This window comes from Novosphingobium sp. 63-713 (genome assembly GCF_001898925.1).
Taxonomy (GTDB): Bacteria; Pseudomonadota; Alphaproteobacteria; order Sphingomonadales; family Sphingomonadaceae; genus Novosphingobium.
This window is the reverse complement of the sequence record NZ_MKVS01000019.1, coordinates 180,172-201,313: the sequence shown is the minus strand read 5'-3', so window position 1 is coordinate 201,313 and position 21,142 is coordinate 180,172. Positions and strand designations below refer to the sequence as shown.

The following is a 21,142-nucleotide window of genomic DNA, read 5'->3' as shown; positions in this document are numbered from 1 at the left end:
ATCCCTCGGATGGCATGAATTTGTTCTCCTCGACGCGACCTGCTCCTGAAAGCCGTTACGGACTAAACCGCCTGCTCGCCGGCGGCTTGTCGAATGGCCAATGCGATCTCGTCTTCGCTGCGGCCTCCGTTGATGGCGATGCGCCCGCTGAAGATGAAGTGAGGGACCGATCTTACTCCGGCGGCCATTGATCGGGCTGCCTCCTGTTCGACACGCCGATGCTGCGCTGGGTCGAGCGCGATCGCGCGGGCTTCATCGCGTTCGAAGCCATAAGCCACGGCGATATCGGCAAGGACATCGGCATCCGAGATGTTTTTGGCCTGCAGAAAATGGGCATCGGTGATGGCAACCGCGAGCTGATGCTGCGTCTCTCGCTCGCGCGCGGCAAGGATGAGACCGTGCGCCGCCTGCGTCCGATAGGTCCAGGGCTGCCGGCTCAGATCGAGATCAAGGCCGGAGGCGCGGGCTTCCGCCTCAGGACGGGCAAACGATGCTTTCGAGTCGGTAATGCCATAGCGCGAGCGCAGAAGATCCGGGATGTAAAGACCTTCCGCCGGAGCATCGGGCAGCAAAAGCACCGGATGCTGACGGATATCCACCTCGAGTCCCGCGAAGCGCTCCGCCAGCACCTTATCGAGACGGTGGTGCCCGATGATGCACCATGGACAGGTGATCTCGGTATAAAGATCGATTTGCAACATCATGTCATCCTTCTGATCCCGGCGCGCTCGGCACGTCTGGATGGCCTCAGGCTGCTTTGTCCAAGACCGCGCGCAAGTGAGCCTCGGCGGCGGCGATGGCCGCTTTGGCTGCGTCTGGCCCAAACACGGTGCCTTCCACGCGGATGACTTCAACATCGGTCAGGCCGATGAAGCCCAGCAGGTGACGCAGATAGTCGGTCTGGAAATCGAAGGGGGCCCATTGGCCTTCGGAGAAGACACCGCCTGTGGCCGTGACGAGATAGACCTTCTTGCCGGTCAGCAATCCTCGTGGTTTGCCGTCCTCACCATAGCCGAAGGTCACCCCCGGCCAGGTGATATGATCGAACCAGGCCTTAAGCTGGGTTGGCGGACCGAAATTGATCATGCCCGACCCCAGAACGATCACATCGGTGGCCTTCACTTCGTCGATAAGGATCTGGGCAAGGCCGACCGCCTCTGCCTGCTCGCTCGTGCGCGCCTCTGGCGCCGCAACGCGGCCTTGGATGTAAGCCTGCGCGATATGGGGCAGCGGATTGGCGGCAAGGTCGCGGGTGACAATCGCGCCGCCCGGACGATCTTTCAGACCATCGGCGATCTCACTCGCGAAGCGGGTGGACAGGCTCTGGGCGCCGCGCGGGCTCGATGTGACGAGGAGGATGTGGGTCATGACTGCTCCGGCCTAAAGGGTGGTAATTTCTTGTTACCAACCCTATTATGGTAACCGTCAAAATCCTCGCAAGAAGGCACTTTCATGACACCTGGTCACATTGATTTTTCTACCCCCGGCGAAGGGGAGGATTGCCGGATGGTTCGGGAAATCCTTGATCTTATTGGTGATAAATGGACCCTGTACATCATCGCAACGCTCAAGGACGGGCCGGTTCGGTTCAATGAGTTGCGGCGCCGGATCGATGGAATCTCGCAGCGAATGCTGACGATCAACCTGCGCGGACTGGAACGTGACGGGTTGGTGAAGCGGACGTTGTTTCCGACTATTCCGCCGCGCGTGGATTACGAACTGACGAGTGTGGGCAAAACGCTTCTTGCGCCGGTGATGGGCCTCGTTACCTGGGCGAACGGCAATCAAGAGAGCATCCGGCACGCGCGCGATCGATATGATGCAATCCAAGGCGCTGATCTGTCCGAACTGTAACAACTCAGAACTGTTGAGCTTAGCGCGCTTTGCTGCAGGCCTGGGTTCTTCAGCGGAAGGAGGATGGGATTATCCATAATGGCTCCCCCTTCAGGGAGCGACACAGACCTGCTGTTGCTCACCCAGTTTTTCGATGCCCACTTTCATCACATCGCCCACCTGCAAATAGCGCGGCTCGGGCTTTTGCCCCATGCCCACGCCGGGCGGCGTGCCGGTGGTGATGATATCGCCCGGCAGCAAGGCGACGAAGCGCGAGATATAGGCCACCAGATGCGCGACGCCGAAAACCATCGTGCCCGAATGGCCGTTCTGCATCCGCTGGCCATTCACATCCAGCCACATTGAGAGATTCTGCGGATCGCCCACCTCATCGCCTGTCACCAGCCAGGGGCCGACCGGGCCGAATGTGGGAAAGCCCTTACCCTTGTCCCAGGTTCCGCCCTTTTCCAATTGCCACGCGCGTTCGGAAATATCGTTGATGACGCAATAGCCCGCCACGTAATCCAGCGCGTCGGCCTCATCCACCTCATAGGCCGGAGAGCCGATCACCACACCCAATTCGACCTCCCAATCGGTCTTTTCGGAACCGCGCGGGATAATCACCGGATCGTTGGGTCCTTGCAGGCAACTGACCCATTTGTTGAACACCACCGGTTCGGGGGGCAGCGGCAGATTGGCTTCGGCGGCATGATCGGCATAATTGAGCCCGACCGCCAGAAATTGCCGCGTGGCGGACACTGGCGCGCCATAGCGAAATTCACCCTCGACCACCGGCAGCGAGGCCGGATCGAGCGCGGCCAGTCGGGCCAGCGCGGCGGGCGCCAGCACATCGGGCGTGATATCGGCAACATGACCCGACAAATCGCGCAGCGAGCCATCGGGCGCGATCATGCCGGGGCGTTCCTGACCCGCTTCCCCAAAACGACAAAGCCTCATCGACGCATCCTTCCTCTTGTAAAACTGATCATTGCCCGCAGCATCCATGGCGCGGCGGCACCGCCCCGCGCGCGGTGCCGCCAATGCCGGGGTTGAACGTGTTGCACGGGTCCAGCGCGCGATAATGATCGCGCAGCGCCGGTTTGGCCTCATAGAGATGGCCGACATTATGCTCGGCCGGATATTCCGCCCCCCGCGCATCCAGCAGCGGCAGCATCGCATGTTCGAGCGCCATGCCGTCCACGCCCTTGGCCACGATATAGTCCTGATGAAACACATGGCACAGGAAATGGCCGTAATAGAGCCGGTGGAGGATCTTGCCATCGATTTCGGGCGGCAGATGCTCGACCCAATCCTGACAATTGCGCGGCAGGGCGATGTCGAGCGCGACAATATCCTCCACGCTGTCGGCATGGACCTGACGATAGCGCACCGCCGCCCCGGCCGCGACAAAGCGATGCAGAAAGGCCGCCGCGCCTTCCTCCGGGGTGCATTCGATCGCCTCTCCGACCGCCGAAGGGAAATGCGCGGCCAGCCAGTCACGCGCCTCGCCATAGCCCTCGCCGGTGACGCGCAGCATCAGATGATGCTCAAAACGGTTACGGAAATCGATCAGGCGCGGCGGAAGATGGTCGGGCAGGCAATCGGCCAACCATTGCAAAGCCCGGTCCGACCAGCCGCCCGGCAGAATCCCGTCCGCCCATGCCTTGGCCGCAAAAAGGCGCGGCAAACGGTCCGTCCCCAGCTTACGGATGGCCAGAAACGTGTCCTTGCCATAGCGCGCCGCCAGATCGAAACAGGTGCGGTGCATATATTCGCCCGCCACCGGCAGATGCGCAAAATCGCCCAGGATCGCTCGGCGCAAGGCAGTCAGTTCGGCCGGATCATTGGTCCCGATATAAAAGACATGGCTCTGCGCCTCACGCGGGAAAGTGTCGAGCCGGACGGCAAAGACCGCCACCTTGCCCGCGCTGCCCGATGCTTCATACAGGCGCGTGGCGTCGGCGTTGAAGCGCGCAGGCGTCGGCGCCTCGATATCGCGCAGCTTTTGGGCATAGGTGCTGTCGCTGGCCGCACTGCCAAGGGCCGGATCGATGGCCGCCTCGGGCAGGTCCCCCGCATCCAGCCGGGCCAGCATCGCCTCGGGGTCCGCCCCCAGATCGATGCCCAGATGGTTGACCAGTACCAATTGGCCCGCCTCATCCACCCGCGCATAAAGCGCCAGTTCGGTATAGGCCGGACCGCGCCGGACCAGCGCGCCGCCCGAATTGTTGCACACCCCGCCGATCACGCTGGCGCCGATGCAGGAAGAGCCGATTTCGGAATGCGGCGCCCGGCCCAGCGGGCGCAGCCGTCGTTCGAGCTCATAAAGCGTGGCGCCAGGCAGGCATACCACCTGCGCGCCGTCGCGGATCACATGGATGCGGTCCATCCGCCGCGTGGAGATCACCACCACCGGCCGGTCATAATCGCCATGCGGCGTCGAGCCGCCCGTCAGCCCGGTGTTCGACGCCTGACACAGGATGATGGCGCCGGCCTCGACGCAGGCCGCCACCGCCCGCCATTGCTCGATCAGCGAGCCGGGGCAGACCACCGCCAGCGCCTGTCCCTTGCCAAAACGATAGCCTTGGACAAAGCGCCGCGTGGCCTTGGCCCCCACTCGCAGATGAGCGCGTCCGACAATGGCGCGCAAACGCGCCAACAGGGCCTCCTTGCGCTGCTCGTTCCAGTCAGGGGCGGGATAGGGCAAATGCGGTTTGGTCATGCCTCGACTTTACACCGGCGGCTCTGCGCCGCGATGCATAAAATCTCGGAATACGTGGATAAAATGGCCTGCAAGGGTCTGGATCCGCAATCAGGCATCGGCCGGCAGCCGGACCATCGCGCAGCCCGGCCATTCCTGTCCGGCAGCCGGGTAAAAATCTGAAGCTTTATGGTTAGACGCCGGCTACGCAAAGGCAGCAGCCGACGCCTAACCAACAGCCGCCGTGTCAAACTTCAGGGCCGGGCGAGCGGCCTGATGGCCCATTGTCACCTCGGTGTCAGAAATCGGGGGGATTCTGACAGGTCCGGTCCCTTGTCCGGTTCGACTTGCGGCATTCAACTCCTCTCCCGCACTTGGCCTTGCCAAAATCTTCGGCAAGACGGAGGCAGAAAGCTGAAATTGCGTCATGCGCAGGGCTGCTTTTGCGCTTTCGCCATCCGAAAGCAAACGGATATTATTGATCGTTTACAGCAATATTTTTGATATTATTTTGACCCATCACATAATGATCTGCGCGGCGGCGCTCAGCCCTGCCCTGACGCGATCCATGACGCCCGCATCGGCCCGCGATGAATGAACAGCATAAGCGGAGTGGGAAAATTCCGGGCTTCCCGGCACCAGTATCAGGCGCCCCTCCTCCAGATAGGGCCGGATGAAACCCTTGCGGAAATACCCGCTGCCCCCCGCCGCAAGGATATATTCCAAAGCCAGCGGACCATAGCTGATCGACATCACCGCATTGGGCTGATCGGGGAAAGCGGCCTGATAACTGGCCGCAAATTCCTCGCCCCAATCGATCTGCACATGATCCTCGGGCGTCAGTTCAACCGAGGTCGGCGTGGTCCTGACCAACACCAGCTTTTCCTCAAACAGCAGTTCGGCGACGATACCGGGGCGGCTGGGCGCGGCATAGAGCACGGCCACATCCAGCGTGCCATCCTGCACCTGCTCCATCAGACGATCCGCCGTGTCGATCTGGGTGCTGACGGCAATATCGGGGCATTCCCGGCGCATCCAGATCAGCCAGTGCCGCAGCAAGGGGCTCCACAGGCTAAGCTCCGCGCCGATGGTCACCACCGTCTGGCGCCCCGGCGGCAGCGCCACCGCGCGCTGGGCGCGGGCCCAGACCTGCACCAGCGTGGTGGCAAACCGCTGGAACTGCTCGCCCGCAGGCGTCAGCTTCGCCCCGGCCTTGTTGCGGATGAACACCGGCCGCTCAAGTTGCTCCTCCAGCACCCTGATCCGCGCGCTGACGGCGGTCTGGGTCAGATTGAGATTGTTGGCTGCCCCCACAAAGCTGCCGGTCTTGACCACTTCGAGGAAAGTGCGGGCGATGCCTATATCCATCCCATCAACATCCTTGTGTTAAATTCGATCAATGCAATTTTCCGATCGTCATTAGCACGAGAAACTGTCCTCACAAAGCGCCGCAATGGGCCGCCCTTTCCGCCCGCACTTGGCCCCGGAACCAGGAGAAGGCGCAAAAATTCGATGGATGAACCGCAAATATTGGCATTGGATAGCAGGAAGCCGAGCAGCTAAATCTTGCCCGAAAGGGCGACATCGCAATGGCTCCAACGGAGATATACCGCAGAATATGCAAAGGCTTGGGTGCATCCCTCGGCGCCATGATGGCCACCGCCCTGCTCGCGTTGGCCACGGCCGCCCTACTGCTGATGAAGCGTTATCTCGCCCTCGCTGATTCCTCGCTCTACATTTTTGTCATTCTGGCGATGTCGGTGACGATCTCGATCATGGCCCGGCGCGACGACGAGGCCTGATAAAATCCATTACGCCTAAGACGGAAACAGATTTAGCTTTAAAATCAATTTAGTGCATTTTATTTGCCTATTCCATTCAAAATTTTGCTTTTGTGGAGCCCCCGCCCTGCCCGCTAGTGGCCCGCCTCGATCCAGAGGGCGGCCGGGCATGCGGTCTGTTTGCCCATCGGGAAGAGTGCAAGCCCAAGCGAAACATCATCCCATGTGGCCGCCCCAGCCTTTGCCCCCCAGGCCTTTGACCATCGACCGCCGCAAACTGCTGTTTTCCATCAGCAGTTTCGTGGCCGCCGCGATCACTCTGGCGATAGCCTTTGCCGCCAGCCTGCCGCGCCCATGGTGGGCCCTGCTGACGGTCTATGTCACAGCCCAGCCCATGGCGGGCGCCTTTCGCCCCAAGGTCATCCATCGCCTGTTGGGCATTGCGGTTGGGGCGATCACCGCGCTGGCGGTTGTGCCCAATCTCCAGAACTCGCCCGCCTTGCTGGTCCTGGTGATGGCGACATGGACCGGATTGTGTATTGCCCTTGCCGTGCTGGACCGCAGCCCGCGCGCCTTTCTGTTTCAGATGGCCGCCTTTTCCAGCGCCGTCATCAGCTTTCCCTATCTCGATGATCCGGCCAATATTTTCGACACAACCATCGCGCGGGTCGAGGAAATGGCGGTGGCCATTCTCTGCGTCACGGCGGTCCACGCGCTGTTGCAGCCCTGGCGCGCCATCGCGCCGATCCGGGAGCGGGCCGCCACATTTCTGAGCGATGCGGCGGCATGGTGCGCCGATGCCGTCGCTATGGGCACGATCCGCGCCGAGCCGCTCCATCGGCGCAAACTGGCCACCGATGTCACCGAAATCGGCATGATCGCGCTGCATCTGCCCTTTGACGATCCGGCCGCCCCCGCCACCCGCAGCACGATCAGGGCGCTGCAACATGAACTGACCGAGATCCTCCCGCTGGCCTCGGCGGCGGCAAACCGGCTCGCGCTGCTCGATGCGGGGGGCGGTTGCGGCTCGCCGCTGATGGCTCTGCGCGACAGGATTGCGCAATGGCTGGGCGAGGCCCGCGCCGGGGATGAGGCATGGATTGCCCAAGGCGAAGCCCTCGCGCGCCTCGCGTGCCAAAGCCCAGAGCCGGGCGCGCATCCATGGACCAGTCTGCTGCGCGAAAGCGCGGCGATGCGCATGGGCGGGATGGTGACCGCGCTGGTACGCGCCCATCGCCTTGCCGCCGCCTTGGGGGCAAAGGTGCCCGACCTCTCGGATTATCGCACCGACCGCTTTCCGCTGGCCCGCGATTACGGCATCGCGGCCATGGCCGGATTGGCCACGGCGGCCGCGATCATGCTCTATTGCGCGGTCTGGGTGCTGCTGGCCTGGCCCGCCGGTTCGGCCACGGCGGCCTTTGCCGCGCTGATCACCTGCTCCTTTGCCGCGCAGGACGATCCCGCCCCGGTCATCGGGCGCTATCTGATGGCCACCTTGCGCACCTTTCCGTTGGCCGCGCTTTACCTCTTCATGATCCTGCCCCGGGTCGACGGGTGGTTCATGCTGGTGCTGACGCTCGCGCCCGCCCTGATCCGCATGGGCTATATTCAGGCCGATCCGGCACGTTCCGCCCAGGCCTTGCCGATGTTTTCCTGCTTCATCGTGGCGATGGGCTTTCTGGCCCGGTTTCAGGGCGATTTTGCCGCCTTCATCAACACCGCCCTGGCCCAAATCGGCGGGATTGTCACCACGCTGGCCATCACGCGCCTGTTCCGCTCGGTCGAGGCGCAATGGAGCCTGCGGCGGGTGTTGTCGGCCAACTGGTCCGAGATGGCCCGGCTTGCCGATATCCGCCGCCCTTTCCGCGCCGGTGACTGGAACGCGAGGGCAACCGATCGCATGGGCCAGATCGCCGCGCGCATGGCCCTGTCCTCTTCGGCCGGGCCGGTCGATGCCGCCGATGCGCTGGCCGATCTGCGGATCGGGCGCAATGTCCTGCCGATACGGGGCGCCCTGCCCCATGTGCCCCATGCCGCGCGCCACCGTTTGGGGGAAGTTCTGGCCATGCTGGTCGAATTGTTTCGACGGCGCGGGATGGCGGGGCAGGAATTGCGACCGGCCAACACGCTGTGTTTGGCCATTGACGGCGCTCTGGCGGCGCTGCTGGCGCTGGGCCCGGACGGGCCCACGGACGGGCCCACGGATGGGCCCACCGACTGGCATCGTCACGCCGCGCTGGCCGCGCTGGTGGGTATGCGCTGCAACCTGTTTCCCGATGCCGCGCCCCCCCAGCTGGAGGCAGCCCCATGATCGAGGAAGTGGTCCTGCTGGGCATCTATGCCCCTGCCGCGCTGGTCTGGGCGGTGCTGGCGGTCGTGATGGTCTGGCTGATCCGCCCCGCTTTGCTGCGCCTGCCGCTGGCCCGCCTCGTGTGGCAGCCTGCACTGGTCGAAATCGCCCTGTTCATTGCCGTCTGGTGGGGGCTGTCCGCTCTTGCCGACGCGTTCCTCCCAGCGTGGATTGCGCATCACTCATGATACATCGAACCAATCTCCTCCGCTCGATCGGTACGCTTGCGCTGATTTCGGCCATTCTTTTCGGCATTTATGCGCTGTGGATGCGCTATCAGGTCGAACCGGTGACGCGCGACGGCAAGGTGCGCTCGGACCTAGTGCCGGTGGCGCCCGATGTTTCGGGGCTGGTGACGCAGGTGGCGATTGCCGACAATCAGAGCGTGCGCAAAGGACAGGTCCTGTTCGTCATCGATCCGCCGCGATACCGGCTTGCCCTGGCGCAGGCCGATGCGGCGCTGGCCGATCAGCGCGCCGCGCTGGCTCAGGCCATCCGCGAGGATCAGCGCAACCGCGCGATGCCCGATGTGGTCGCCGCCGAAACCATCGAGGAAGGCCGCACCAAGGTCGAGACCCTGCGCGCGGGGCTGGCTCGCGCTGCGGCGGCCCGCGATCTGGCGCGGCTCAACCTTGAACGCACCGCCGTGCGCGCGCCGGTCGATGGCACCGTCACCAATGTCTCGATGCAGCCAGGGATCTATCTGGCGGCGGGCAAACCGGCGCTGGCGCTGGTGCATGGCGCATCCTTGCGCGTTGAGGGCTATTTCGAGGAAACCAAGCTGCCGATCATCCATCCCGGCGATCCGGCCAGCATCTGGCTGATGGGCGTGCGCGACGAGATCCGCGGCCATGTCGAGAGCATCGCGGGCGGGGTCGAGGATCGCGAGCGCAGCGGCGGCGAGGCGCAACTGGCCAATGTCAATCCCGCCTTCACCTGGGTCCGCCTTGCCCAGCGCATTCCGGTGCGCATCGCCATCGACAAAGTGCCTGCGGGCGTGCGCCTGATCCCCGGCCAGACCGCGACGGTCGAGGTCCATCCGCGCGCCGATGGACGCATCGTGCATAGGAGCCTGCCGTGGTGAGGCGCGCGCTTTGCGTTCTTGCGCCTATCCTGCTGGCCGCCTGCGCGCCGGTGGGGCCCAATTATCATGGGCCGCAGAGCGCGCTCGTCACTCGCCCGGCGGTCAGCGGGCCTTTCGTGTCGGGCAGGGATGCGGTCGATCCGGCCATGCCTCTGCCGGATCGCTGGTGGCGGCTCTATGATGATCCGGTGCTGGACGGGCTGATCGAACAGGCTTTTGCCGCCAACACCGATCTGCGCGTGGCCGATGCCCATCTGGCGCGCAGCATGGCCCTGCTGGGCGAGGCCCACGCCCGGCGGCAGGTGCAGGGCGGGTTCAGCAGCGAGGTGAGTGAGCAGCAACGCTCGGCCGAGCAGGTGTTGAGCCATGTGCAGCCGCATGAGCGCCCGCTCTATGACATGGGCATCACGGTCGGCTATGACCTCGACCTGTTCGGCGGGATCCGGCGCGGGATCGAGGCGGCCTCGGCCGACAGCGAAGCGGCGCAGGCCGCGCGCGATCTGGTGCGGGTGGCCGTGGCCGCCGAAACTGCCCGCGCATGGTCCGACATCTGCAACGGCGGAAGCCAGATGGCCGCCATGGAGCAGATCATCGCCACGCAGCGCGGCGATCTGGCGCTGAACCGGCAGATCGTGGCCAAGGGGCGCTTGCCCGCTTTCGAGGCCGAAAAACGTCAGGGAGCGGTCGAGGCAAGCCGCGCCCGTTTGCCGCAAATTCAGGCGCGTCGGCGCAATGCCGCCTTCCGCCTGGCAACGCTGATTGGTCGCCCGCCCGAAGAATTCGATCCGGGCTGGCTGGGGTGCAACCGGCCCTTGGCGCTCAGACAGCCGCTGCCGGTGGGCGATGGCGCGGCGCTGCTCCGGCGGCGGCCCGATATCCGCATGGCAGAGCGCCATATCGCCGCCGACACGGCGCGGGTGGGCGTGGCCATGAGCGCGCTTTATCCCGACATCCGTCTGGGCGCCTCGATCGGATCGACCGGGGCGGTGGTGGACCGGTTCTCGCCGCTGACCAACCGTTTCGCGCTGGGGCCGCAGATAAGCTGGACCATCAATCGCAGCGCGGTGCGCACAAGGATCGCGGGCGCACGCGCGGGTGTCGATGCCGATGTGGCCGGTTTTGACGGGGCCGTGCTCAAGGCGCTGCGCGAGGTGGAAACCACGCTCAGCACCTATGCGGCGGATCTCGACCGGCTGGGCGAATTGGAACAGGCGCAAAAGGCGGCGGCGCTGGTGGCGGAAAAGGCGCGTAAACTGCGCGTGGGAGGGCGCATCGGCGCCTTGCCCGTGCTGGCCGCCGACCGCGATCTGGCGCTGGCCGATCAGGCGATGGCCGATGCGCGCGCCGACATCAACACGGATCAGATCGCGGCCTTTCTCGCGCTGGGCGGCGGATGGGAGGGCAGACCGTAAGCGCCCCCTGTCGCGGAAATGACATGACCGCTCACTATCGGGTGGCACCTCCACCCTTGAGCAAGAGTGATCGTGCCCGTCATCCGCCCCATAGACCGCTGGTTCATTGATGAGGTTCTGCCTCATGAACGCGCCTTGCTGCTCAAGGCGCAGCGGCTTTGCGGCAATTCCGAAGATGCGCGCGACATGGTGCAGGATGTGTTTGCCCGGATGCTGGCCACCGAGGGCTGGGCAGCGATCACCCATCCGCAAGCCTTTATGATGCGGACCCTGCGCAATCTGGCGATTGAGCGGATGCGGCGTTCAAAAATCGTCGATTTTCGCCAGATAGTGGATGCCGATCATCTGGGGCTGGCCGATGACGCGCCCGATCCGCAACAGATCGCCGAAGGGCGCGAGGCGCTGGAGGATTTTCAGCAGGCGCTGGACCAATTGCCCGAACGGTGCCGCACGGTCTTTGTCCGCCGCCGGATCGAGGAGCAGCCGCCCCGCCAGATTGCGGCCGAGCTGAACCTGAGCCTTTCGACGCTGGAAAAGCGACTGGCGCGGGCCATCGAATTGATCACCCGCGCGCTGGAGCCAAGGCGGCGGTCCGATTACGCAGAGGCAGATGAGGCGGGCGAGACCGCGATGGTCGAATAAATTTTCCGATTCACTGCGAAATATCTGGCGGTTTTGCCCCGCCCGCTCGTCTTACTGCCATGATCCTGATCGAAAGCACCGCCCGATGACGCCGGAAGCCGCAGCTGCGCAATGGGTCGCCCGGTACGCTCTCGACACAATGGATGAGGCCGATTTCGAAGCCTGGCGCAATGCCGACCCGGCCCATGCGATTGCCTTCAACCGGGCGCTGGCGGCCTATGAAGCCTTCGAGGGGCAAGATGATCTTGCCTCCCCCCCCTTGCCGTCGCGCCGGGGATTCCTGCGGGCGGCGGGCGGCGGCGCGCTGGCCATGGCGCTGGCGGGCGGAGGGCTGGCGACGCGGGCCTATGCGTGGAGCAGCGCTTCGGCCCCCATCGGCGGCCATCGCCTGTTGCGCCTGCCCGATGGCAGTATCGCCGCGCTCAACACCGATTCCTGCCTTGCATGGCGCTTTTCCGACCATGAGCGCACGCTGTGGGTAGAACGGGGCGAGGTCGCCATTGATCTGTGCCCCGGCGCGCGGGCGATCCTGCATGGCCGCGATCAGCAGGTGGCGCTTTCGCCGGGCCGCTTCAATGCGCGGCTGCGCGGCGATACGCTCGACCTGCTGGTGCTGCGCGGACGGGCGCAGGCGGGCAGACAGCCGATAGGGGCGTTTCAGAGCTTGCTTCTCTCGCCCGATCAGCCGCCCCTGCGCCATCTGAGCACCGCACAGGTCGAGGCGGTCATCGCATGGCAGCAGGGCGAAATCCTGTTTGATGAAGCCACGCTGGGTTTGGCGGTTGAGGAATATAACCGTTTCCTGACGCGCAAGATCATCATCGTCGATCCCGAACTGGCCGCCATTCCGGTGGGTGGGCGTTTCACCTCCAACGATCCGGCGGCCTTTCTTCGCGCGGTATCGATGGGGTTGGGCGTGCATGTTTCGGTCTCGGACACTGCCTATCTGCTGACGCGATAATTTTTTTGCCGCGACTTGGCGGTGGGCGCGCGCCCAATCGTCTTGAAGATCGAGAACGACACAAACGTTCCTTCCCCAAGAGGTTCCATCCATGTCCCGTGATTTCCGCAAGCCGCTTTTCGCGGCCCTTCTTGCTGCGCCCGCGATCCATGCCGCCCCGGCCTATGCCGCCGATCAGAATTTCGACATTCCCGCCCAGCCGCTTGCCAAGGCGCTCAATGAATTCGGGCGGCAGGCCGGGGTCCAGATCTTCTTTCCGCGCGGCGCCATCGCCACGATGCGGTCCGAGCCGATCAAGGGCCATATGTCGCGCCAGGCCGCACTGGCCCGATTGCTCGCGGGCAGCGCGCTGACGGTCAGGAATGATGACGGCAAGACGGTTGTTCTGGGGATGCAGGAGGCTCCGCGCGACGCACTGGCGCAGGCAATCCCCGCCGAAGATATCATCGTGACCGGCACGCGCGAGACCGGCCAGACCCGCTTTACCGCGCTGGCCCCGGTCGACACATTCAGCGGCAAGACTGTCAATTCCACCGTCAGCAGCACGCTGCATGAAAAGCTGGCGCAGCTTGTGCCCGCCTTTACGGTCAAGCGCCTGCCCGCCTCGGACGGGCCGCAATTCGTGCGCCCGGCCTCGCTCGATGGCCTCTCGCCCGACATGACGCTGGTGATGATCAACGGCAAGCGCTTCCACCGCTCCTCCTTCATCAACAGCGGGTCGCAGGCGCCCGATCTGGCCCAGATCCCCACCTTTGGCATCGGGCGGCTCGAGGTGTTACGCGATGGCGCATCGGCGCAATATGGCTCGGACGCCATCGCGGGCGTCATCAACATCATGCTGGACACCAAGCCGGGCTTCTCCGCCTTTGTTCAAGGCTCGCAATATTACATGGGCGATGGAGCCTCGGTGCAGGCGGGCGGGCGCGCCGGTTTCCCGCTGCCCAATGGCGGCCATTTGGTGGTGACGGGCGAATATGCCCGCAACGAGGCCACATCGCGCTCGCACCAGCGGGACGACGCCATCGCCTTTGCCGCCGCCAACCCCACCATCGCGGTGCCCTCGCTGGTTCAGCGCTGGGGCAATCCGGAGGGGCGCTCTTTCCGTATGGCGGTGGATGCGGCCGAAAACATCGGCGCCAATGTCGAAGCCTATGCCTTTGGCACGTTCAGCACAGGCAAGAGCTGGTCCGACATCAACTGGCGCAATCCGGCCACCAACAGCAACCTTTACAAGACCACCACGGTCTATCCCGGCTTCAATCTCAACACGATCTATCCGGCCGGTTTCACCCCCAGCGAGCGGGTGCGCTATGACGATATCCAGATGGTGGGGGGCCTGCGCGGCGGCAAGGGCCGCGATCTGAGCTGGGATATCAGCGGGTCCTATGGCTCGAACGCGACGAATTTCTATCTCGACAATTCGATCAACGCCTCGCTTGGCCCCAACAGCCCGCTCAATTTCTATCTGGGCCGCAATGTGCAGCAGGAATTCAACCTGAATGCCGACGGCGTCTATCGTCTGGCCATGCCCTTCCTCGATCGCCCGCTCAACATCGCCTTTGGCGCCGAGCGGCGGGTGGAAAGCTACAAGATCCGGCCCGGCGAATATGCTTCCTATGCGGTGGGGCCGGGGGCGGCGGCTGGGCTTGCCGCCGGGGCCAGCGGCTTTCCCGGTTTCACCCCGCAGCAGGCGGGCGCGTGGAGCCAGACCAGCTATGCCGGCTATCTGGACGTGACCGCGCCGATTACGGGAAAATGGAGCGCGACCGCCGCCATTCGTGACGAGCATTTCTCCAGCTTTGGCAATACGTTCAATTATAAATTTGCCACGCGCTATGAAGTCGCGCCGATGCTGGCAGTGCGAGCCTCCTATTCCACCGGCTTCAAGGCGCCCACCCCCGCCCAGCTCAATTCGACCAGCACCAGTCAGGGTCTCGATACCAACACTTTGCTGGTTTACACCACCGGCCGCCTCTCGCCCACCAATCCCATCGCCCAGTTCTTTGGCGGCAAGGCGCTGGAACCGGCCACCTCGCGCACGATCACGGCGGGCGGCGTGTGGAAGACGCCATGGGGCCTGTCGGGTTCGGTCGATCTTTATCAGATCCGCGTCGACAAGCGCTTCAGCACCTCGCCCACCTATACGCTGACCCCGGCGCTCAAGGCCCAGCTTCTGGCGATGGGCTTGCCACAGGCGACCGATTACAGCACGATTTCCTTCTACACCAATGACTATAACACCCGGACGCGGGGCATCGACATCGTGGTGTCCTATAATCATCAGGTCGGCCCCGGCCGCCTCGATGCCACCGTCGCCTACAGCTATACCCAGACCAAGGTAACGTCAGGCGTTCTGGCGGGCAACACCACGCAAAAGACGCTGTTCGAGCAGGGCCTGCCCCAGCATAATGCCACGGGCAGCATCACATATACGCTGGGCAAGGTCTCGCTGCTGGGCCGGGGGCGCTATTACGGGGCCTATACCGATTCCAGCGGAAATTCGACCGGCGACATTTTCCAGCGCTTTGGCGGGATCGCCTTCTTCGATGCCTCGCTTTCCTATGCGATGAATCGCAATGTCACCTTGCGCATAGGGGCAGAGAACATCTTCGACACCTATCCGCAAAAGGCCTTATTCCAATACAGCCGGGGCCTGAACTATTCGCGCAACACGCCCTATGACACCAATGGCGGCAATTATTATGCTCGTGTGGATGTGAAGTTCTGATGCGTATTACCCGCCGCGCCGTTTTGCCCGTTGCAGCCGGGGGCCTGATGGCGCCCGGCCTGCTGGCCGCGGCCCCTTCGTCCATGCCGCCGTCTCAACCTGAGCACAGCGGCGATGTGAAAGCGCGCCTTGGCGTGACCGAAAACCCTTTCGGCCCCAGCCCGGCGGCGCGGCGGGCGATCATCGCCTCCGTGGCCGAGGCGCCCTATTATCCGCACAGCGAGGCGGCCCTGCGGCAAAAGATCGCCGTGCAGGAAGGGCTGGCGCAGGATCAGGTCACGCTCTCGAGCGGGTCGCTCGATGCGCTCACGCTGCTGACGGTGGCGATTGCGGCGGGCGGGCGCGTGCTGGCGCCCCGGCCCACCTATTCCACCCATCTGGCCTATGCCGCGCGGCAGGGGATCGAGACCGACTGGATCAACCTGCGCCCCGACCATCACATCGACCTTGACGCCATGCTGGCCGCCATCGGCCCGCAGACACGGATGGTCTATCTGTGCAATCCGAACAACCCGACCGGCCTGCGTCCCGATCCCGAACAACTGCGGACCTTTTGCATCGCGGCCGCGCGCAAGGTGCCGGTGCTGGTGGATGAGGCCTATTTCGAACTGGCGCCTGATCCGCATCGTCAGTCCATGGGCTCTCTGGTGCGCGAGGGGCATGATGTCATCGTCACGCGCACCTTCTCCAAAGTCTATGGTCTGGCGGGCCTGCGCATCGCCTATACGCTGGCCCGGAATGCGCGCATCCGCCAGCTCAACGCGCGCATCACCACCTCGCGCAATCAGGCCGGGCTGGCGGCCGCGCAGGCCTGCCTTGGCGATGCAGCCTATCTGTCGGGCGCGATTGCCTATCTGAAGCAATGCCGCGAGATGATCTATCGGATCTGCGAGGCCAACGGGCTGCGCTATCTGAAATCGGACGGCACCTTTGTCTATATCGATTGCGGCATGCCCGCCGCCGATCTCCAGGCCCGCCTGGCCGCGCTCAGCGTCGAGGTGCGCCTGTTCGAGGGCGATGCCTATCGCAACTGGATGCGCGTGGGCACCGCCACGCCGGACGAACTGGCCTATTTCGGCAAGGTCTTGCCTTCCGCGCTGGGCGCATAGGACCGGAGGCCGGGTTTCAGCACTCGGCCTCGATCATTTGCTTCAGACGGCAGCGGGCCAGCACCGGCCCTTTGTCGATCGGCAGCAACGCGGGGCGCAGGTCCTCGAATTCCTCCTCGCCGATTTCGGCGGCCTGCGCGTCGATCATCGGCTTGTCCTCAGTGGTAAACACAAGCTCAAGGGCGGCGAAAAAGCCATCCGCAGCCTCATCCCCGGCCTTGTCGCGGGCCAGACTGGCAACGTAGAAATAGTGGGTCGTGCCCGAGGTTTCGGGGGTGAAGATGTGCAGCGTCTGCGACCCGCTTTGCCAATCGGGACCGCCGTCGCTGGTTGCCACCGACACGGTAAGGACCATGCTGGCGGGCGGATGCCAGACGACTTCGAGCATGCGATCCACGGCGCGCGCGCCCGTGCGATAGACCTGCGCCAGACCGGCGGGCAGCACCTCGCCGCGCATATGCCGCCGCACGATAACCTGCCCCTCCTCCTGCCGCACCTCGACCTTGGCCTGACTGACCTCCGGCGTGCCCAGCAGGGGATGCAGAAATTCGATATGGCTGAGGTCAAGGATATTGTCGCTCATCAATTCGTAAGGGGCCTGTCCGTGCAGATAGCCCGAGCGGACATGGAACTGTTGCGGATCGAGCTTGCCGAAATCGGGGATGGTGGCCCGGTCCGCCTGATCGGGCGTCCCCATCCATATCCACAACAGGCCGTCCTGCTCGACGATGGGATAGGCGCGCACCGAAAGGGCGCCCTTGGGCCCATGCGAATTATGGCGGCATGACCCGCTGCCGTCGAAGGCCAGACCATGATAGGCGCAGCGCACCGCATCCCCTTCCAGCCTGCCCATGCTGAGCGGGGCGAAACGATGCGGACAACGGTTGCGAAGCGCGCATAACCGGCCATCGTCGGTACGAAAGATGAAAATCGCCTCCCCCAGCAAGCGCCGCGTCAGTCGGTTGTTCTCATCCAGTTCACGAGAATATCCCGCCACATACCAGATATTGCGAAGGAATTTTGCTTCCTTGCCGGTTGCCTTAAGATCCTCGCGGACGCGCTGTTCGAGCATAGTTTCTCTCCCCAATCTTGCGCGATTTTGCCCGCTTGGGTTATGCCCGTCTAATAGAGATTGGCACTTGGGATATTCCTTATGGCTATAAGAGCAGAAGTGCGGCAGCTTGAAGCCGTTCAGGCCATCATCGACCATGGATCTTTCAACAAGGCCGCGCAGAGCCTCGGCATCACCCAACCCGCCCTGTCCAAGCTGGTGGCGCTTTTGGAGCGACAGTTGGGTGTCCGCCTTTTCGAACGGTCGGCGCGCGGGGCCGAGCCGACCGGTGCGGCCAGAATTGTCCAGCGCGCGGCGAGCAATGTCGGACGGATCGTCGATGAAATTGCCGCCGAACTGGCCAGTCATGCATCCGGCGCCCTGGGGCCGCTGGCGATAGGCGTGACGCCCAGCGTGATGCAGAGCATTGTGCCTGCGGCAATCGCGGCGCTGCCGGGCGGCGCGGCCCTGTCCCTGCGCGTGATCGAGGATCTCGATGACCGCCTCACCCCTCTGCTGGATCGCGGCGAGATCGATCTTATCGTCGGCCCGGTCGGCGGCCTTGAACCGCCGCCCGCCCGCTTTGCCGAACATGTCTTGATGGAGGACCGCTTCTTTCTGGGCGTGCCGCAGGATTTTACGGTGGGGGAAGATCAAGCCCTCTCGCTCGGGGATCTGACCGATGCGCCATGGATCCTTCCCGCACAGGGCAGCAGCATTCACCGGATGATCCAGGCCTTCTTCATCGCATCGGATGCCCCATGGCCCCATGACCGCATAGAGACCAACAGCATCACCTTGCAGGAACATCTGATCCGCCACGCCGGACGGATCGGCCTGTTGACCAGCGCGCAGATGTTTCGGCGCCCGCCGCCCTTTCGCCTGATGCGCTTGGCAGACGTTCCCGCGCGGCGGATCGGGATCAGGAAATTGCGCAGCCGCATGCTTAACCCTTTGGCCGGGATTTTCGAAGAAACCATAGCCGGCCTGATCGCCGGAAGCCCAGCTCGCGGCACCGCCCCCGGCCCTTCCCTTTAGCCGCCCCACCCTCCGGCGCTTGACAAGCTCGGGCATATTCTACATTTGTAGATGCCAGATGAAGAATCAAAGGCGAGCCACAATCGCCAGCGAAATTGGAGGGAGAGAAATCATGAGATTCGCCACATTACGCGTGGGCCTTATGCTGGGATGCGGTCTGGCGGGCATTTCGGCCGCCCATGCCCAGTCCGCCCCGGAAGGCGCGGCGCAGGCCGGTTTGCAGGACATCGTCGTGACCGCCCAGCGCCGCACCGAAAGCGTGCAGAAGGCGGCCGTGGCCATTACGGCGGTGTCAGGCACCGAACTGATCCGGGCAGGCATTTCCGACACAACCAACCTGCAAAGGCTGGCCCCGGCTCTTGCGGTTCAGCCCTCGGGCGGCACCACCAGCATCTATGTGCGCGGCGTGGGCACGCAGGCGGGCAATTCCTATGCCGAAAACGCGGTGGGCTTCAATTTCAACGGCGTGTTCATTGCCCGCCCCACCGCCCCTTCGGGCGTCTATTATGACCTTCAGCGCGTCGAAGTGGTGAAGGGCCCCCAGGGCACGCTTTACGGCCGCAATGCCACGGGCGGCGCGATCAACGTTCTGCCCAACCGCCCCAAGCTGGGCGAAGTGAGCGGCGATGTGAATGTGGAAGTGGGCAATTATCAGGCCCGCAAGGCGTCGGCGGCCATCAATCTGCCGCTTGGTCCGATCATGGCGCTGCGCATTGCGGGGCAGGTGGTTGATCGCAACGGCTATCTCTCCGACGGCTATGACGATGACAAGGGCGAGGCAGGCCGCGCCTCGCTGCTGATCAAGCCTTCGTCCAACTGGTCGATGACTTTGGTGGCCGATTATTATCATCAGCATGGCAAGGGCTCGGGCAATGTGCTGCTGCCCAGTTCGGTGGCCGGGGCTCCGGCCCTGTCGGCGCGCATCGGCGGGTCTGATCCGCGTTCGGTGGCCGCGCTGCAATCCTATGCCGCCACGGTCGCGGCGCCGCCCTTCTGCGGCGGGATGGGGCAACTGATCACCAGCGGCTGTGTGATGACACCGCGCGGCGACGGCTATATGAACGGCGACTTCTGGGGCATCAGCGCCCAGACCGAAGGCGATCTGGGCTTTGCCACGCTGACCGTCATTCCGGCCTATCGCAGCAGCTCGTCGAACTATCGCTCCTATCTCCCCGGCTTTATGCTTCAGGTCAGCGACAAGTCACAGCAGATGTCGCTGGAGACGCGCCTTGCCTCGAAGGATGAAGGCTCGCTGCGCTATGTCCTTGGCGGCTTTTATTTCTCCGAGGACCAAAGCGCGGTCAATTACTTCTCGCAGGGCAATCTTGCGACCACCCTGTTCAACCCGCAATTGCGCACCCAGAGCATCGCCGGTTTCGGACAGTTGACCTATCTCGTCTCGCCGCGCCTGCGCCTCGTTGCCGGTGGCCGCTACACGCATGAGACCAAGAGCCAGACCACCTCGCTGGCCGCCGGCGGCCTGCCCAATGCGGTCAATCCGCCGCTGGGCGCGCCCTTTACCGGCAACCTGTCGTTCAGCAAGGCAACGTGGAAGGCGGGCGTCGAATTTGACGCCGGGCCGCGCTCGCTCTTGTATGCCAATGTGTCGACCGGCTTCAAGGCAGGCGGCTTCTTTGTGGCCGCCCCGCCCAACAACACTTTTGCCCCGGAAATGCTGACGGCCTATACTCTGGGCAGCAAAAACCGCTTCCTGAGCAATAGGTTGCAGATCAATCTTGAAGCATTTTACTGGGACTACAAGGACCAGCAGATTTCCTTCGTCGGCGGCGTGCCTGCGTCCAACGGCCTTTACACCCAGGGCGGCGTGACGGTGAACGCGGGCAAATCGCGCATCTACGGCACGGAAATCGAGCTGCGCTTTGCTCCGAGCAAGAGCGATCAGTTCGGCGCCACGTTGCAATATCTCAACGGTCGCTACAACAGCCTCAAAACCGCGATATTCTCCAATACGGGTGCTCCTGTGCCGACCGGATGCACCGTGACGAGCAGCCGTCTGGCCAACCCCGGCGTCAATGCCGCACGTTTCTATGATACCGACTGTTCGGGCAAGCCCACCGTCTATTCGCCCAAATGGACGCTCAATCTGGATTATGCCCATACATTCGCGTTGAAGAACGGGATGAAGCTGGTGGCGGGCGCGCGCACCGCGATCAAGTCGGACTTCTATCTGAACGTCAATTTTCAGGAGAACGAGAAGCAGGGTGCCTATCGCATGTCCGATGCCTATCTGACGCTGGAAGGCGTGGACCGGCGTTGGGAACTGACCGGCTTCATCAACAATATCGAGGATCGTGCGGTTCTGGTCCGCGCGGGCAATCGCCCCATTCTCAACGTGTCCTATGGTACGCTGGCCCCGCCGCGCACCTATGGCGTGCGCTTTGGCTATCACTTCTAAGGCGACGCCGGGCTGAAATCGCGGCAGGAGAAATGC

The 21,142-nt window shown here is 63.7% G+C and carries 19 protein-coding genes; 13 read left to right on the top strand and 6 right to left on the bottom strand.

The window, feature by feature from the left end:
* Nucleotides 1-62: 62 nt before the first annotated feature.
* Nucleotides 63-701 carry a DsbA family oxidoreductase gene (locus tag BGP00_RS09140; protein ID WP_292925742.1) on the bottom strand — a complete coding sequence of 213 codons (639 nt, stop codon included), beginning with the start codon at nucleotides 699-701 and terminating at the stop codon, nucleotides 63-65.
* 46 nt (nucleotides 702-747) lie between these two features.
* Complete coding sequence (locus tag BGP00_RS09135; RefSeq protein WP_292690531.1) at nucleotides 748-1,368, bottom strand: NAD(P)H-dependent oxidoreductase; 621 nt, start codon at nucleotides 1,366-1,368, stop codon at nucleotides 748-750.
* A gap of 84 nt (nucleotides 1,369-1,452) precedes the next feature.
* Here BGP00_RS09135 and BGP00_RS09130 point away from each other — a divergent pair, with 84 nt between their 5' ends.
* Complete coding sequence (locus tag BGP00_RS09130; protein ID WP_292690530.1) at nucleotides 1,453-1,854, top strand: helix-turn-helix domain-containing protein; 402 nt, start codon at nucleotides 1,453-1,455, stop codon at nucleotides 1,852-1,854.
* Between the two features lie 90 nt (nucleotides 1,855-1,944).
* On the opposite strand, the gene BGP00_RS09125 is transcribed toward BGP00_RS09130, so the two are convergent.
* Both BGP00_RS09125 and dld read right to left on the bottom strand, forming a co-directional pair.
* On the bottom strand, nucleotides 1,945-2,790 hold the full coding sequence (locus BGP00_RS09125) for a fumarylacetoacetate hydrolase family protein (protein WP_292690529.1): 846 nt from the start codon (nucleotides 2,788-2,790) through the stop codon (nucleotides 1,945-1,947).
* 28 nt (nucleotides 2,791-2,818) lie between these two features.
* Nucleotides 2,819-4,555, bottom strand: coding sequence for a D-lactate dehydrogenase (gene dld / locus BGP00_RS09120; protein WP_292690528.1), 1,737 nt, complete (start codon nucleotides 4,553-4,555; stop codon nucleotides 2,819-2,821).
* A gap of 33 nt (nucleotides 4,556-4,588) precedes the next feature.
* Here dld and BGP00_RS09115 point away from each other — a divergent pair, with 33 nt between their 5' ends.
* Nucleotides 4,589-4,717, top strand: a complete 129-nt coding sequence (locus BGP00_RS09115) for a hypothetical protein (protein ID WP_292690527.1) — start codon at nucleotides 4,589-4,591, stop codon at nucleotides 4,715-4,717.
* A gap of 336 nt (nucleotides 4,718-5,053) precedes the next feature.
* On the opposite strand, the gene BGP00_RS09110 is transcribed toward BGP00_RS09115, so the two are convergent.
* A complete protein-coding gene (locus BGP00_RS09110) occupies nucleotides 5,054-5,902 on the bottom strand; it encodes a LysR family transcriptional regulator (protein WP_292690526.1) in 849 nt (282 codons plus the stop codon).
* A 281-nt stretch (nucleotides 5,903-6,183) separates the two neighbouring features.
* On the opposite strand from BGP00_RS09110, the gene BGP00_RS09105 reads away from it, so the two are divergent.
* The 9 genes from BGP00_RS09105 (at nucleotide 6,184) to BGP00_RS09065 (ending at nucleotide 16,601) form a co-directional block, all read left to right on the top strand.
* On the top strand, nucleotides 6,184-6,336 hold the full coding sequence (locus BGP00_RS09105; protein ID WP_292690525.1) for a hypothetical protein: 153 nt from the start codon (nucleotides 6,184-6,186) through the stop codon (nucleotides 6,334-6,336).
* Nucleotides 6,337-6,538: 202 nt separating this feature from the next.
* Nucleotides 6,539-8,626: an FUSC family protein gene (locus tag BGP00_RS09100; protein ID WP_292690524.1), complete on the top strand. Its 2,088-nt coding sequence runs from the start codon at nucleotides 6,539-6,541 to the stop codon at nucleotides 8,624-8,626.
* Nucleotides 8,623-8,853, top strand: a complete 231-nt coding sequence (locus tag BGP00_RS09095; protein ID WP_168601901.1) for a DUF1656 domain-containing protein — start codon at nucleotides 8,623-8,625, stop codon at nucleotides 8,851-8,853. The genes BGP00_RS09100 and BGP00_RS09095 overlap by 4 nt, the downstream gene beginning before the upstream one ends.
* Nucleotides 8,850-9,749: an efflux RND transporter periplasmic adaptor subunit gene (locus BGP00_RS09090; RefSeq protein ID WP_292690523.1), complete on the top strand. Its 900-nt coding sequence runs from the start codon at nucleotides 8,850-8,852 to the stop codon at nucleotides 9,747-9,749. Before BGP00_RS09095 ends, BGP00_RS09090 begins: the two co-directional genes overlap by 4 nt.
* Complete coding sequence (locus BGP00_RS09085) at nucleotides 9,746-11,161, top strand: efflux transporter outer membrane subunit (RefSeq protein WP_310013921.1); 1,416 nt, start codon at nucleotides 9,746-9,748, stop codon at nucleotides 11,159-11,161. Before BGP00_RS09090 ends, BGP00_RS09085 begins: the two co-directional genes overlap by 4 nt.
* A 66-nt stretch (nucleotides 11,162-11,227) precedes the next feature.
* On the top strand, nucleotides 11,228-11,803 hold the full coding sequence (locus tag BGP00_RS09080; protein ID WP_292925741.1) for an RNA polymerase sigma factor: 576 nt from the start codon (nucleotides 11,228-11,230) through the stop codon (nucleotides 11,801-11,803).
* Between the two features lie 85 nt (nucleotides 11,804-11,888).
* Nucleotides 11,889-12,764 (top strand): FecR domain-containing protein, encoded by an 876-nt coding sequence (locus BGP00_RS09075; RefSeq protein ID WP_292690520.1) that lies wholly within the window; start codon nucleotides 11,889-11,891, stop codon nucleotides 12,762-12,764.
* Nucleotides 12,765-12,855: 91 nt separating this feature from the next.
* The gene (locus tag BGP00_RS09070) at nucleotides 12,856-15,492 is read left to right on the top strand and encodes a TonB-dependent receptor (protein WP_292690519.1); all 2,637 of its coding nucleotides are present in this window, start codon (nucleotides 12,856-12,858) and stop codon (nucleotides 15,490-15,492) included.
* Complete coding sequence (locus BGP00_RS09065; protein ID WP_292690518.1) at nucleotides 15,492-16,601, top strand: histidinol-phosphate transaminase; 1,110 nt, start codon at nucleotides 15,492-15,494, stop codon at nucleotides 16,599-16,601. The genes BGP00_RS09070 and BGP00_RS09065 overlap by 1 nt, the downstream gene beginning before the upstream one ends.
* 16 nt (nucleotides 16,602-16,617) lie before the next feature.
* Here BGP00_RS09065 and BGP00_RS09060 read toward each other — a convergent pair whose 3' ends face one another.
* Entirely contained in the window at nucleotides 16,618-17,673 is a 1,056-nt protein-coding gene (locus BGP00_RS09060; protein WP_292690517.1) for an aromatic ring-hydroxylating dioxygenase subunit alpha, read from the bottom strand.
* 81 nt (nucleotides 17,674-17,754) lie between these two features.
* Here BGP00_RS09060 and BGP00_RS09055 point away from each other — a divergent pair, with 81 nt between their 5' ends.
* Entirely contained in the window at nucleotides 17,755-18,690 is a 936-nt protein-coding gene (locus BGP00_RS09055; RefSeq protein ID WP_292690516.1) for a LysR family transcriptional regulator, read from the top strand.
* A 112-nt stretch (nucleotides 18,691-18,802) separates the two neighbouring features.
* Entirely contained in the window at nucleotides 18,803-21,106 is a 2,304-nt protein-coding gene (locus tag BGP00_RS09050) for a TonB-dependent receptor (RefSeq protein WP_292690515.1), read from the top strand.
* The last annotated feature ends 36 nt before the right edge of the window (nucleotides 21,107-21,142 follow it).